Genomic DNA, 13,294 nt, shown 5'->3' with positions numbered 1-13,294 from the left:
GGCGAAGTTCAGTAACAGAACGGTAACGGGTCTAGTCCAAGCGTTGGAGGCTGTTCACCGGAGCGTCGCCCGGGGGATCCTCCGGGGTCACGGGCCGCCGTCACCTTGGAGCACGTGAGAGTCATAGTCGTCGGAGGCGGCGTGGTAGGCACCATGCACGCCTGGCAAGCAGTGGAACGCGGCCACGAGGTCGTCCAGATCGAGCGAGAAGCGGAGGCCCGCGGCGCGTCCTTGCGCAATTTCGGCCAGATTTGGGTCAGCGGCCGGGCCGGGGGCGAGGAGCTCGACACCGCCCTGCGGGCCCGCGAGCTCTGGGAGGCGATCGGTGACCGGGTGCCCGGCCTGGGCTTCCGCGCCATCGGCTCGCTGACCCCGGTACGCAACTCCCGCGAGTACGCCGTCGCCGAGGCCGCCGTGGCCCGCCCCGACGCCGCCGCCCGCGGCTACAAGCTGGTCACCGCCGAGGAGGCCAGGGCGATCAACCCCGCCCTGCGCGGCGCGTTCGAGGCCGCCCTGTGGTGCGAGCGGGACGCGGCCGTCGAGCCGCGCACCGCCCAGCTCCACCTGCGCGAAGCCCTCAGGGCCTCCGGCCGTTACACCTTCCTCCCCGGACGGGAAGTGCGCGAGGTCGTCGGGAACGGCGCCGTCCGCGACGACCACGGCGACGTCCACCAGGGCGACGCCGTGATCCTGGCCACCGGCGCCTGGCTCTCCGGCCTGGTCCGCGAGCTGGTCCCCGAGCTGCCCGTGCGCCGCGTCCGCCTGCAGATGATGCAGACCGCCCCGCTCGGCGAGCCCCTGACGACCTCGGTCGCCGACGCCGACAGCTTCCGCTACTACCCCGCCTATAAGAGCGAAGCCCTCGACGAACTCAACGCCGAGCAGGCCCAGGCGCCGATCGCCGCCGCGCACAAGATGCAGCTCCTGATGGTCCAGCGGCAGGACGGCGGACTGACCATCGGCGACACCCACGAGTACGAGCACCCCTTCGCGTTCGACACCCTCGAAGACCCGTACACGCACCTCACCGAGGTCGTGGAGTCCTTCCTGGGCCGCCCGCTGCCGCAGATCAGGCACCGCTGGGCGGGCGTGTACGCGCAGTGCACCGACACCACCCGCGTCGTCCACCGCCAGCAGGTGGCCGACGGCGTCTGGCTGGTGACCGGACCCGGCGGCCGGGGCATGACCTGCTCGCCCGCCATAGCCGAAGCCACCGCGAACGAACTGGGCTGGTAAGCACCATGACCGACACCAACACCAACACCAACACCAACACCAACACCAACACCAACACCCCCAGCACCCCCCTCCACACCCGCCGCCTGATCGTCCTCGACATGGCCGGCACCACCGTCGCCGACGGCGGCCTCGTCGAGCGCGCCTTCGAGCGGGCCGCCGAGCGCCTCGGCGTCGAGCCGGGCAGCGCCGACCACGCCACCAAGCTCCAGTACGTCCGCGACACCATGGGCGAGTCGAAGATCTCCGTCTTCCGCCACCTCTTCGGCGCCGAGGACCTCGCCCAGCGCGCCAACACCGCCTTCGAGCAGGCCTACGGGGAACTCGTGGACGGCGGCCTCATCGCTCCGGTCCCCGGCGCCCGCGAGGCCGTCGAAAAGCTCCGCGCCGACGGCCGCACCGTGGTCCTGACCACCGGCTTCGCCCGCGTCACCCAGGACGCCATCCTCGACGCCCTCGGCTGGCAGGACCTGGCCGACCTCACCCTGTGCCCCGCCGACGCGGGCGGCCGCGGCCGGCCCTACCCGGACATGGTGCTGGCCGCCTTCCTGCGCACCGGCGCCGTGGCCGACGTACGCGACACCGTGGTCGCCGGCGACACCTCGTACGACATGCTCAGCGGCGTCCGCTCCGGCGCCGGGATCGTGGCGGGCGTCCTCACCGGCGCCCATGACCGCGCGGCCCTGACCGAGCACGGCGCCACCCACGTCCTGGGCTCCATCGCCGAACTGCCCGCGCTGCTCGCGCGGCTGGAGCGACTCGCGCACGAGGATCACGAGGATCACGAGGATCACGAGGATCACGAGGAGTCCGAGGAGTCCGGGGAGCCCGGCGCGTGAGCGGCATCCGCTTCGACTCCGTCTCGGTCGCCTACGGCGGCAACACCGTCCTGGACTCCCTCGACCTGACCGTCGAGCCCGGCGAGGTCATGGCGCTGCTCGGCCCCTCGGGCTCGGGCAAGACCACGGCCCTGCGCGCGGTGGCCGGCTTCGTCCGGCCCGCCTCGGGCCGGATCCTGATCGGCGGCCGGGACGTCACCGCGCTCCCGCCGCACAAGCGCGGCATCGGCATGGTCGTCCAGCAGTACGCGCTCTTCCCGCACATGCGCGTCGCCGACAACGTCGCCTTCGGCCTGCGGGCGCAGAAGGCGCCCAAGGCGGAGATCCCCGGCCGCGTGGCCGAGGCCCTGGAGATGACCGGGATGGCGGCCTACGCCAAGCGCTACCCCCGCGAGCTCTCGGGCGGACAGCAGCAGCGCGTGGCCATCGCCCGCGCCCTCGCCATCCGCCCCGGGGTCCTCCTCCTGGACGAGCCGCTGTCCGCGCTCGACGCGCAGCTGCGCTCCGGGATGCTCGCCGAACTGGCCCGGCTGCACCGCGAACTCCCCGACGTGTCCATCCTCTACGTCACCCACGACCAGGTCGAGGCGCTGACCCTGGCCGACCGGATCGCCGTCATGGACCAGGCACGCCTCCAGGACTGCGGCACCCCGCAGGAGCTGTACCGGGCCCCGCGCACCGAGTTCACCGCCTCCTTCGTCGGCAACGCCAACCTGCTGCCCGTCACCGTCGCCGACGGCGGCGCGCTCTTCGCCGGGCACCCCCTCGCCCTCGATTCCGGCCGCGCGGCCGTCGGCGCGAGCGCCACCCTGTGCGTCCGCCCGCACCTGCTCGGCCTCGGCGCCGGCCCCAACGCGCTGAGCGGGACCATCACCGAAGTGCAGTGGCGCGGTTCGACGCACCGGCTCTATGTGGACATCGATGGCCACCGGGTCAAGGCGGACCTGCCCGAACTGCGCGAGACCCCGGCGCTGGGCGACCACGTCACCCTGCACTTCGAGCCGCGGGACGCGGTACTGCTGGCCGCGGGGGTGTCCGATGCCTGAGGCCGTGCCGCGCACCGGGGCCATCCCGGCCCAGAGCGCCGCCGGCTCCGTCGAGTCCGCCGACTCCGCCGGCACCACCGCGCGCGGAACCTCGCGGAGCGGGCCGCACGACATCGGGCAGGTCCCCGGGGGCTCCCCTTCGGCGGAGCGTGCTCCTTCCTCCGGTCCCACCCCGGAGGGGCCCGCACGTGCGCCCCGTAGCGTTCCCGGCTGGCTGTGGACCGTGCCTCCCGTCGCCGTCCTCGCGGCGGTCTTCCTCTACCCCCTCGCGCTGGTCGTCCAGCAGTCGCTGTCCCCCGAGAACGGGGGCGGCACCTTCGACGCCTACGCCTCCGTCTTCGCCTCGCACTCCTTCCGCGAAGCGCTCGGCACCACGGTCTGGCTGGCCGTCGGCGCCACCGTCGGCTGCCTCGTCCTCGGCTTCGCGCTCGCGCTGGTCATCGCCTTCGTCCCGTTCCCCGGGGCCCGCGCCGTGGCCAAGTTCATCGACGTCTTCCTCTCCTTCCCCTCCTTTCTCATCACCCTCGCCCTCCTCTTCATCTACGGCACCGTCGGCATGGCCAACGGCCTGTGGACCGAAGGATTCGGCGCCACCGAGGGCCCCTTCCACTTCCTGACCACCCCCTGGGGCGTCCTCCTCGCGGAGATCACCTACTTCACGCCCTTCGTGATGCGCCCGCTGCTCGCGGCTTTCTCCCAGCTGGACACCGCCCAGCTGGAGGTGGCCTCCTCGCTCGGCGCGAAGCCCGGCCGCATCATCCGGCGGGTGATCCTCCCCGAAGCGCTCCCGGCCCTCGCCGCCGGCGGCAGCCTCGTCCTGGTCATGTGCCTCAACGAGTTCGGGATCGTCCTGTTCACCGGGGCCAAGGACGTCACCACGCTCCCGATGCTCATCTACGGCAAGGCGATCCTCGAATCCGACTACGCCGCCGCCTGCGTGGTCGCCGTCGTCAACATCGTGATCTCCGTCGGCCTGTTCGGCCTCTACCGGGTGGTGAGCAAGCGTGCTGGTGCATAGCAAGAGCGGCCGCTGGGCCGCCTGGAGCCTCTTCGGCATCCTCTTCCTGCCCCTCTTCGCACTGCCGCTGCTCGTCGTGGTGGCCGCGTCCTTCGCCACGCACTGGTCCGGGGCCTTCCCCTCCGGCCCCACCACCGAGAACTACGCCGCGGCCGTCCGGGGCGAATCCCTCGAGGCGCTGACCACCTCGCTGCTCACCGCCCTGGCCGCCAGCCTGATCGCGCTCACCGTCGGCACCTGGGCGGCGCTCGCCGCCGCCGGGCTGCGCAAACGCGGGAAGAGCTCCCTGGACGCGCTGTTCATGCTGCCGGTCGCCGTGCCGTCCGTGGTCGTCGGCCTCGCCGTGCTCGTCGCCTTCAGCAAGCCGCCGCTGCTCCTCAACGGCACCAGCTCGATCGTGATCCTGGCGCACACGATTCTTGTCACGGCGTTCGCCTACCAGTCGGTTTCGGCTGCGATCGTGCGTCTCGACCCCGCCTACGAGCAGGCGGCGGCCTCCCTGGGCGCCCGACCCGCGTACGTGCTGTGGCGGGTCAAGCTCCCCCTCCTGCTGCCGTCGCTCACCGCGGCGGCCGGGCTCTGCTTCGCCCTGTCCATGGGCGAGCTGAGCGCCACGATGATGCTCTACCCGCCGGACTGGATGCCCCTCCCGGTCCGGATCTTCACCGCCACCGACCGCGGTTCGCTCTTCAGCGGATCCGCCGTCGCCGTGGTCCTCATGGCCACCACCCTGCTGGTCCTGCTGGCCGTCTCCCGCGTCCGCACCAGGGCCACGTACCGCTGACCCCCCGGCACGGCCACTGCCGGACCCCGCTGATTCTCCCGCTGACTCCCTTTCCCCGTAAGGAAGTTCCATGCCCAGCAACAGAAACCTCCGCGTGACCGCCGCCGTCACCGGCAGCCTCGTCCTCGCCGCCGGCCTCACCGCCTGCGGTGGTTCCTCCTCCGCCACCGACTCCAAGGACGGCGGCGAGAAGGTCGTCACCGTCTACAGCGCCGACGGCCTCAAGGGCGACAAGGGCGACGGCTGGTACGACAAGGTCTTCGCCGACTTCACGAAGAAGACCGGCATCGAGGTCAAGTACGTCGAGGGCGGCTCGGGGGAGATGGTGCAGCGCGCCGTCCGCGAGAAGACCAACACGCAGGCCGACGTCCTGATCACGCTGCCGCCGTTCATCCAGCAGGCCGACGGCAAGGGCCTCCTCCAGGCCTACACCCCGCAGGGCGCCGACAAGGTCAGCGGAGCGAACAAGTCCTCCGAGGGCAAGTGGACCTCGGTCGTCAACAACTACTTCGGCTTCATCTACAACAAGAAGGAGCTGGCGGCCGCCCCCAAGACCTGGGAAGAGCTCCTCGACCCCAAGTTCAAGGGCAAGCTCCAGTACTCCACCCCGGGCGTCGCGGGCGACGGCACCGCCGTGCTCATCAAGGCGATGCACGACTTCGGTGGCAAGGAGCCGGCGAACGCGTACCTGAAGAAGCTCCAGGCCAACAACGTCGGCCCGTCCTCCTCCACCAGCAAGCTCGCGCCGAAGACCGACAAGGGCGAGCTGCTCGTCGCCAACGGTGACGTTCAGATGAACTTCGCACAGTCCAAGTCCATGCCGAACATCGCCATCTGGTTCCCCGCCAAGGACGGCGGCAAGCCCACCACCTTCTCGCTCCCGTACGCGGCCGGCCTCGTCGACAAGGCCCCGCACACCGAGAACGGCAAGAAGCTCCTCGACCACCTGCTCAGCGAGGACGCCCAGAAGCTGGTCAGCGGCGTCGGCGGCGGCTTCCCGGCCCGCTCGGACGTCAAGCCCACCGACGCCAACGCCGTCGAGCTCACCAAGCTCATGAGCGGCGTCGAGATCTTCGAGCCGGACTGGGCCGACATCGACAAGAACCTCACCGGCTACGTCGACGCGTGGAAGTCGGCCACCGGAAGCTGACTGGTCGCCTCCCGGTCACCCGCGACCGGAATAGTGACACACAGATAACGGGTCTGGACCGAGTCTCGCCTTCGGTCCGGACCCGCCGTACGCTCGCTCGCGCTGACGCACGACCGCCGTACGACCCCGCACCACCCGTACGTCCCCTGCGCCTTCCCCACGATTACTCCCGGAGGAGTACGTGTCCACTGTCCTGTCCGGACGGACCCTCGCCGTGGCCGCCACCGCCACGGTCCTGCTCGCCACCGGCCTCGGCGCCCACGCCGCGACGGCCGCGCCCGCCGACGAAGCCGCCGCTGCCGCCGCCGTGAACAAGGTGCTCGTCATCGGCCTCGACGGCGCCGTCCTCGACCGTGTCAAGGTCGCCAACGCCCCTTACCTGAACGGCCTGATGGCCCAGGGCCTGACCGCCAAGAGCACCCTGTACGCGAACCCGATGGGCGCCACCTCCTCGGGCCCCGGCTGGTCCACCATCGCCACCGGCGTCTGGCCCGACAAGCACGGCGTGAAGGACAACTCCTTCACCGGCAAGAACTACACGGCCTACCCGGACTTCCTGACCCGCATCGAGAACGCCAACCCGGCGCTCAACACCTACGCGGCCGCCGACTGGGAGCCCATCACCTCCACCGACCAGAACGGCCCGATCTTCTCGGCCAAGGTCGACAAGCGCCTCTCCCTCAAGGGCGACCGCGACGGCTACCGCAACGAGGACCCGAAGATCGCCGCCGCGGCCGCCACCGAGCTGCGCACCCAGAACCCGGACGCCGCCTTCGTCTACCTCGGCGAGATCGACGCGGCAGGCCACTCCTACGGCGCCGCCAGCCAGCAGTACCTGGACACCGTCGCCCGCGTCGACGTCCTGGTCGGCCAGCTCCTGACGGCCGTCCAGAACCGCCCGACCTACGCCCAGGAGAACTGGAAGGTCCTGGTCACCACCGACCACGGCCACACCAACTCCGGCGGTCACGGCGGCTCCACCATCCAGGAGCGCGGCACCTTCGTCATCGCCAAGGGCCCCGGCATCCCCGCCGGATCGGTACGGGGCGACGTGAAGCTCGTCGACGTCGCGGCGACCGCGCTCGCCCAGGTCGGGGTCAACCCCGGCTCCGCGATCGACGGCATCTCGGTGGACGCCCCGGACGACGGCGACGCCTTCGACGCCCTGCGCCCCAACCTCCAGGCGCGCGTGGACGAGACGGGCATCCCAGCCGGCACCAAGGGCTTCACGCACACCCCGCCGGCCGGCTGGTCGGTCGACAACTCCAAGATGGGCACGGGCGGTGTCACCGAGTGGGCCGGATGGGCCTTCGCGACCGACGAGTTCTGGAGCCAGTCCCAGCGCGACCAGTGGCGCGAGCTGAACGTCCGCTCCCGTGACGTCTTCGCCGTCGCCGACTCCGACGAGTGGGACGACAAGAGCCACACCGGCTCCTACGACTCCACCCTCATCACCCCCAAGTGGGCGGTCACCGGCGGCACCACGCGCAACCTGACCTTCCAGACGCACTACCGCCAGGAGTCCGGCCAGACCGCCCAGGTCCTGGTCTCCTACAACGGCGCCGCCGCGTCGGTCGTCAAGAGCTACACCGCCGACGCGGTCGCCCGCTCCGAGTCGATCGCGCTCCAGATCCCGGCCGGCGCCACCGACGTCCAGGTCCGCTTCCGCTACACCGGCAGCAACAACTGGTACTGGACCGTGGACAACGTCAAGCTCGGCTGAGGTCGCTTCCGGGCGGTACGGGACCTTCGGCGGGGGCCCTCGAAGGGCCTTCGCGGGAGCCCGTTCCGCCGTGCGGTCCGGGCTGTGGACGCCCCACGCGTCCGCGGTCCGGCCCGGATAAGGTGGTAGAGACCAGAGGTCACAGACGTCACAGACGTCAGACGCCACCGAGAGCGGAGAACAGTCCAGTGGCAGAGCGCAAGCCGATCGAATCCTGGCTCACCGACATGGACGGGGTCCTCGTCCACGAGGGCATCCCGATCCCCGGCGCCGACGCCTTCATCAACCGGCTGCGCGAGTCCGGAAAGCCCTTCCTCGTGCTGACCAACAACTCCATCTACACCCCGCGCGACCTCCAGGCCCGCCTGAGCCGCATGGGTCTGTCGGTCCCGGTGGAGAACATCTGGACCTCGGCCCTGGCCACCGCGAAGTTCCTCGACGACCAGCGCCCCGGCGGCACCGCGTACGTCATCGGCGAGGCCGGCCTGACGACCGCCCTGCACGACATCGGCTACATCCTGACGGACCACGAGCCGGACTACGTGGTCCTGGGCGAGACCCGGACGTACAGCTTCGAGGCCATGACCAAGGCGGTCCGCCTGATCAACGCGGGCGCCCGCTTCATCTGCACCAACCCGGACGAGACCGGCCCCTCCGCCGAAGGACCGCTGCCGGCCACCGGCGCCGTCGCCGCGCTGATCACCAAGGCGACCGGCAAGAAGCCGTACTTCGCCGGCAAGCCCAACCCGCTGATGATGCGCACCGGCCTGAACGCCATCGGCGCGCACTCCCACAGCAGCGCGATGATCGGCGACCGGATGGACACCGACATCCTCGCCGGGCTGGAGGCGGGCATGCAGACCTTCCTCGTGCTGACGGGCCTGACGTCGGTCGAGGACACCGAGAAGTTCCCCTACCGGCCGACCCACACGTACGACTCCATCGCCGATCTGGTCGATCTGGTTTAGGTCGTACGGCTGACACGTACGGGCCAAGAGGGCGCCGCTCCGGATGCGGAGCGGCGCGCCGCGCGTGAATCTCCTTGTTGAGGAGGTTCACCATGCGCAGTGATTCAATCGCTCTCCGTGTCACCGGGGTGGCCGTCGCCCTGACGGCCCTGTCCGCCGTGACCGCCCCCTTCGCCTTCGCGGAGGAGGACTGGAACCGCGACCGGGGCCGCGGCAGCGTCTCGGCCGACCCCAATCCGGCGGAGCCGGGGGCGCAGGTCAAACTGCGCGTCCGCGGCTGTGAGGAGGACTGGGCCGTCGCCTCGTCCGTCGTCTTCGTCTCCGAGGTCCGCCTCTCCACCGGCCGCGACGACCGCCGCACCCTGTGGGGCGACGCGATGATCCGCTCGTGGGTCGAGCCCGGCCGCCACGACATCAAGATCAAGTGCGGCGGCCGCGGCGGCGAACGCGAGTGGGGCACGATCGAGATCGAGCGCCGCCGCGAGCACCGCCCCAACCCCCACCACACTCCCATCTGGCCGGTCCACGCGGGCGGCGGGGGCATGTCCGAGGAGATCGCCGCGAAGTCGAAGGCGGCGGGCGCGGCCGAGGCCGCCAAGGCCGCCGACTCCGCGCAGCTCGCCGCGGCGGCGAAGAAGAGCACCGAGGGTGACGGCCCGGGCCTGCCGCACACCGTGATCGGCGCCGTGCTCGCCGCCGCGGCCACCCTCGCGGTCGCCGGCCGTGCGCTGGCCCTGCGCCGCCGCCGCAGCGGCGAGTGACCGGGTGATCGGGTGAACGGCGAGCCGAGGAGCTCCGGCGGCTCCCGGCTGCTGACCTTCGCGGCCTGGTCGGTGCTGGTCCTCGGCCTGTGGCTGTGGGGCCGGGAGATCACCGGAGTGGCGATACCCCTGCCCGGGCAGGCCGGTGGACCGGCCGCCCCGGGCATGCCCGCGGCGCACACCCCGCTGGAGCCGGCCGTGCCCGCGCGGGTCGACGTACCGTCCCTCGGCGTCCAGGCCCCGGTGATCGTCCGGGACCTCGACGCGAAGGGGGCGATCGAGCCGCCCCCGTACGAGAACCCGGGCACGGTCGGCTGGTGGCGCGGCGGCGCCCAGCCCGGTACGGCCGGTGCCGCACTGCTGGTCGGCCACGTGGACACGCGGTCCAAGCCGGCGGTGTTCTACGGCCTGAGCTCGGCCAAGGCGGGCGAAAAGATCCGCGTGGTGCGGGCCGACGGCTCGGTGGCGGAGTTCACGATCGAGGACGTACGGGTCCACGAGCGCGCGGACTTCGATCCCGCCAAGGTGTACGGGCCCCGGGTCCGCGGCCGGGCCGAACTGCGGCTGGTCACCTGCGGCGGCACCTACGACAAGGCGGCCAAGGAGTACTCGGCGAACGTGGTCGTGTCGGCGTACCTGACGGGCGCCGGAGTCCGCCCCGGCACGGCGGCCTGACCCGCGGATTTTCCGGCGGAGTTCCACCGGACACGAAGAAGCCCCTCACAGTTCTCACTGTGAGGGGCTTCTTTGCGTCTGTGCGCCGCCAGGGACTCGAACCCCGGACCCGCTGATTAAGAGTCAGCTGCTCTAACCAACTGAGCTAGCGGCGCTTGGTGACAGGGAAAACTCTACCCCACCGTTGCGGGTGCTCGTGACAAGCCGCGCGCGTTCTGTCCGATTAACCCATGTTTAGGGGGTTTGTCGTGCACGATATGTCTGGGTCAGGCCGGATCTGATGCCCCGCCAGATGCGGTCCCGGCCGGCCGGCGACGAGCAGGGGAGTGGACGGAACCGCATGACGATGCAGCCTCCGACGCATGTGTACGAAGTGACGCCGATGGCCGAGGCGATGCCGCCGATGCCGCTGCCCTCCTTCGAGGAGTACGAACCCACCGGCGACTGCCCGTGCCAAGGCTGCGCCCAGCGCCGCCGCACGCTCGCGCGCGCCCGGGCCATACCGCTGCGCGACGGCGGACACCCCGCCGCGCGCGGAGCCCGCCGGGCACTGGTGCTGGCCACCGCCGCGGGGGTGGTCCTCGGCGGAGGCGGTGCGTCCGTGGCCGCGGCCGCCGCGCCGGGCACCGGCGGCCGGGTGGCGCTGGACGATCCCGGCCCGGGCACCCCGCAGGGCGGCCGGGCCCCGCTGCACGGGCCGAAGGGCGGCAAGGGCGGCAAGGGCACCGCGGCGAAGCCGGCCGGGCTGCCGGGAGCGCCCGCGGCGGTGCGGCGGACCGACCGGGCGACGATCATCAACCGGGCGAAGCTGTGGCTGGGCGCGCAGGTCCCGTACAGCATGGAGCAGTACTGGTCGGACGGGTACCGGCAGGACTGCTCCGGCTTCGTCTCGATGGCGTGGAACCTCGGCACGAACGAGTGGACCGGGAGCCTCGACAAGTTCGCGACCCGGATCACGAAGGACGAGCTGCTCCCGGGAGACATGCTGCTCTTCCACAACCCGGCCGACCCCAACAAGGGCTCGCACGTCGTGCTCTTCGGCGGGTGGGTGGACGAGACGCGCACGCACTACGTCGCCTACGAGCAGACACGGCCCACGACGCGGAAGCTGGCCACGCCCTACGGCTACTGGAACAACGCCGTGAAGTACATCCCGTACCGGTTCAACGGGGTGGCCGGCGGAGTCGTTCCCGAGCCCCCGGTCACGGGCGAGCCGCCCGCGCCGGGCGGCTCGGGCGGGGTCTCGGCCACCTACCCCGGAGCCTCGAAGTTCGGGCCGGGCGCGGACAACACCCACGTCACCCGGCTCGGCCGGATGCTGTCCGACCGGGGCGGGCTGCGGTTCTACCCGAAGGGCACCGGCTCCAAGTGGACCGACGCCGACCGGCTGGCGACCGAAGCCTTCCAGCGCGCCCAGGGCTGGACGGGCGCGGACGCCGACGGCATCCCGGGCGCGCACACCTGGCGGCTGCTCGCCCTGCACCAGGGCAAGGACATCCCGCCGACCACGGGCGGCGCACCGGGCCCGGCGGGCAAGCCCGCCTACCCCGGGGCGTCCTTCTTCCGGCCGGGCGCGACCCACCCGGCCGTCACCGCCCTTGGCCGCCAGCTGGTGAAGAAGGGCTTCGGCAAGCACTACCTGTCCGGACCGGGCCCCCGCTGGGGCGAGGCCGACCGCCGCAACGTCGAGGCGTTCCAGCGCGCCCAGGGCTGGCGCGGCGCCGAGGCCGACGGTTACCCGGGCCCGGAAACCTGGCGCCGGCTGTTCGCATGACGGAGGCAACGATGTACCCCACGCGCACGACATCGACCACGGGCACCTTCCAGATCCCCCCGCACCCGACCCCCCGACCGGCGACCCCGCCGGGCGAGACTCCGACTCCGACTCCGACGCCGACTCCGACTCCGACTCCGACGGAGCAGGCCCGGGCGGCGGAGTCCCTGGCCGCGGACTCCCGGACCGAGGCGGCCCCGGCCGGAGCCACCCTGACCGGAGCGGGTCCGGGCGGATTCCCCCAGGCTGTCGCCACCCCGGGCGTCGCCGATCCGGGCGTCGCCACGCCGGGCGAAGCCACCCTGACCGGAGCCGGATCGGCCGGAGCCGGCTGGGGTGTTGCCACCCCGGGCGGCGCGGATCCGGGCGTTGCCACGCCGGGCGAAGCCACCCAGACCGGAGCCGGATCGGCCGGAGCCGGCTGGGGTGTTGCCACCCCGAGCGGCGCGGATCCGGGCGTCGCCGCGCCGGGCGAAGCCACCCTGATCGGAGCCGGATCGGCCGGAGCCGGCTGGGGTGTTGCCACCCCGAGCGGCGCCGATCTGGGCGTCGCCGCCCCGGCCGGAGCGGGTCCGGCCGGAGCACCCCGGGCTGTCGCCACTCCGGGTGGAGCGGGCCCGGGCGTTGCCGCCCCGGCCGGCAGCGGTCCCGGCGCTGCCACGCCGGCAGCGGTCGGCCCCCGGTGGGCCGTTCCGGCCGGGCACGACCGGGTGGGTGCGGTGCGGACCGCGTCCGCGCCGGACGGCGCCGGCCGGGCCCCCGCCGGAGCCGCCTCGGCCGGAGCCGCCTCGGCCGGAGCCGTGCCGGACGGAGCCGCACCGGCAGCTGCCGCTCCCCGATGGGCCGTTCCGGCCGGGCACGACCGGGCCGTTCCGGCGCCGGTCGCGGCAGGGCATGCAGCGGCCGAGGCCGGCGCCGAGCCCGGCTCGCATTGGCCGGGAGAGCCTGACCGGACCGCGTCCGTGCGCTCCGCTACCGCCCGGTTCACCGCCGAGTGGGCACCGGCCGAGCCCGGGGCCGGTACGGAGCCGGCCACGGCCACGCCCGACTGGGCCGCGTCCACGCCGGTCGCTTCGGGGCGGGCAGCAGCCGAAGCCGTTGCCGAGCACGGCTCGAACCCGTCGGCCGAGCACGGCCGGTCTGGGGCCGCGCCGGTCACCGGAGGGTGGGTCTCCGCCGGGGCCGGCGCCGAGCGGCGCGCACACCTGTCGGCCACGCCCGACCGGGCCGCGTCCACGCCGGTCGCTTCGGGGCGGGCAGCAGCCGAAGCCGTTGCCGAGCACGGCTCGAACCCGTCGGCCGAGCACGGCCGGTCTGGGG

At 72.5% G+C, this 13,294-nt stretch carries 11 protein-coding genes, 1 tRNA gene and 1 pseudogene; 12 read left to right on the top strand and 1 reads right to left on the bottom strand.

Annotated elements, in window-relative coordinates; translation table 11 throughout:
- The first annotated feature begins 114 nt into the window (after positions 1 to 114).
- From ACIQV3_RS24470 to ACIQV3_RS24425, 10 genes are all read left to right on the top strand, one after another.
- Positions 115 to 1,236: a TIGR03364 family FAD-dependent oxidoreductase gene (locus ACIQV3_RS24470; protein WP_403715101.1), complete on the top strand. Its 1,122-nt coding sequence runs from the start codon at positions 115 to 117 to the stop codon at positions 1,234 to 1,236.
- A 101-nt stretch (positions 1,237 to 1,337) separates the two neighbouring features.
- The gene (locus ACIQV3_RS24465; RefSeq protein ID WP_403715340.1) at positions 1,338 to 2,075 is read left to right on the top strand and encodes an HAD family hydrolase; all 738 of its coding nucleotides are present in this window, start codon (positions 1,338 to 1,340) and stop codon (positions 2,073 to 2,075) included.
- Positions 2,072 to 3,121 (top strand): ABC transporter ATP-binding protein, encoded by a 1,050-nt coding sequence (locus tag ACIQV3_RS24460; protein WP_403715099.1) that lies wholly within the window; start codon positions 2,072 to 2,074, stop codon positions 3,119 to 3,121. The genes ACIQV3_RS24465 and ACIQV3_RS24460 overlap by 4 nt, the downstream gene beginning before the upstream one ends.
- Entirely contained in the window at positions 3,114 to 4,139 is a 1,026-nt protein-coding gene (locus ACIQV3_RS24455) for a 2-aminoethylphosphonate ABC transporter permease subunit (RefSeq protein WP_403715097.1), read from the top strand. Before ACIQV3_RS24460 ends, ACIQV3_RS24455 begins: the two co-directional genes overlap by 8 nt.
- Positions 4,126 to 4,923 carry an ABC transporter permease gene (locus ACIQV3_RS24450; protein ID WP_403715095.1) on the top strand — a complete coding sequence of 266 codons (798 nt, stop codon included), beginning with the start codon at positions 4,126 to 4,128 and terminating at the stop codon, positions 4,921 to 4,923. Before ACIQV3_RS24455 ends, ACIQV3_RS24450 begins: the two co-directional genes overlap by 14 nt.
- 70 nt (positions 4,924 to 4,993) lie before the next feature.
- Positions 4,994 to 6,073 (top strand): 2-aminoethylphosphonate ABC transporter substrate-binding protein, encoded by a 1,080-nt coding sequence (locus ACIQV3_RS24445; protein WP_403715093.1) that lies wholly within the window; start codon positions 4,994 to 4,996, stop codon positions 6,071 to 6,073.
- Positions 6,074 to 6,254: 181 nt separating this feature from the next.
- Complete coding sequence (locus tag ACIQV3_RS24440) at positions 6,255 to 7,796, top strand: alkaline phosphatase family protein (protein WP_403715091.1); 1,542 nt, start codon at positions 6,255 to 6,257, stop codon at positions 7,794 to 7,796.
- Between the two features lie 188 nt (positions 7,797 to 7,984).
- A complete protein-coding gene (locus tag ACIQV3_RS24435) occupies positions 7,985 to 8,764 on the top strand; it encodes an HAD-IIA family hydrolase (protein ID WP_403715089.1) in 780 nt (259 codons plus the stop codon).
- Positions 8,765 to 8,856: 92 nt separating this feature from the next.
- Positions 8,857 to 9,525 (top strand): hypothetical protein, encoded by a 669-nt coding sequence (locus ACIQV3_RS24430; protein WP_403715087.1) that lies wholly within the window; start codon positions 8,857 to 8,859, stop codon positions 9,523 to 9,525.
- Between the two features lie 12 nt (positions 9,526 to 9,537).
- Entirely contained in the window at positions 9,538 to 10,200 is a 663-nt protein-coding gene (locus ACIQV3_RS24425) for a class F sortase (RefSeq protein ID WP_403715085.1), read from the top strand.
- A gap of 81 nt (positions 10,201 to 10,281) precedes the next feature.
- Here the strand turns inward: ACIQV3_RS24425 and ACIQV3_RS24420 are convergent.
- Positions 10,282 to 10,355 (bottom strand) — tRNA-Lys (locus ACIQV3_RS24420).
- Positions 10,356 to 10,603: 248 nt separating this feature from the next.
- Here ACIQV3_RS24420 and ACIQV3_RS24415 point away from each other — a divergent pair.
- Positions 10,604 to 11,974 carry a peptidoglycan-binding protein gene (locus ACIQV3_RS24415; RefSeq protein WP_403715338.1) on the top strand — a complete coding sequence of 457 codons (1,371 nt, stop codon included), beginning with the start codon at positions 10,604 to 10,606 and terminating at the stop codon, positions 11,972 to 11,974.
- 11 nt (positions 11,975 to 11,985) lie between these two features.
- A pseudogene (locus ACIQV3_RS24410) lies at positions 11,986 to 13,294 on the top strand (hypothetical protein); the annotation flags it as partial.

The sequence above is a fragment of the Streptomyces sp. NPDC099050 genome, from assembly GCF_044759865.1.
In the GTDB taxonomy this organism is placed as follows: Bacteria; Actinomycetota; Actinomycetes; order Streptomycetales; family Streptomycetaceae; genus Streptomyces.
This window is presented reverse-complemented; position numbering and strand designations above follow the sequence as displayed.

Excerpts from the sequence above, each read along its gene's own strand:
- ACIQV3_RS24430 (WP_403715087.1), top strand. The coding sequence starts at position 8,857 with ATGCGCAGTGATTCAATCGCTCTCCGTGTCACCGGGGTGGCCGTCGCC.
- ACIQV3_RS24465 (WP_403715340.1), top strand. The coding sequence starts at position 1,338 with ATGGCCGGCACCACCGTCGCCGACGGCGGCCTCGTCGAGCGCGCCTTC.
- ACIQV3_RS24445 (WP_403715093.1), top strand. The coding sequence starts at position 4,994 with ATGCCCAGCAACAGAAACCTCCGCGTGACCGCCGCCGTCACCGGCAGC.
- ACIQV3_RS24455 (WP_403715097.1), top strand. The coding sequence starts at position 3,114 with ATGCCTGAGGCCGTGCCGCGCACCGGGGCCATCCCGGCCCAGAGCGCC.
- ACIQV3_RS24415 (WP_403715338.1), top strand. The coding sequence starts at position 10,604 with ATGCCGCTGCCCTCCTTCGAGGAGTACGAACCCACCGGCGACTGCCCG.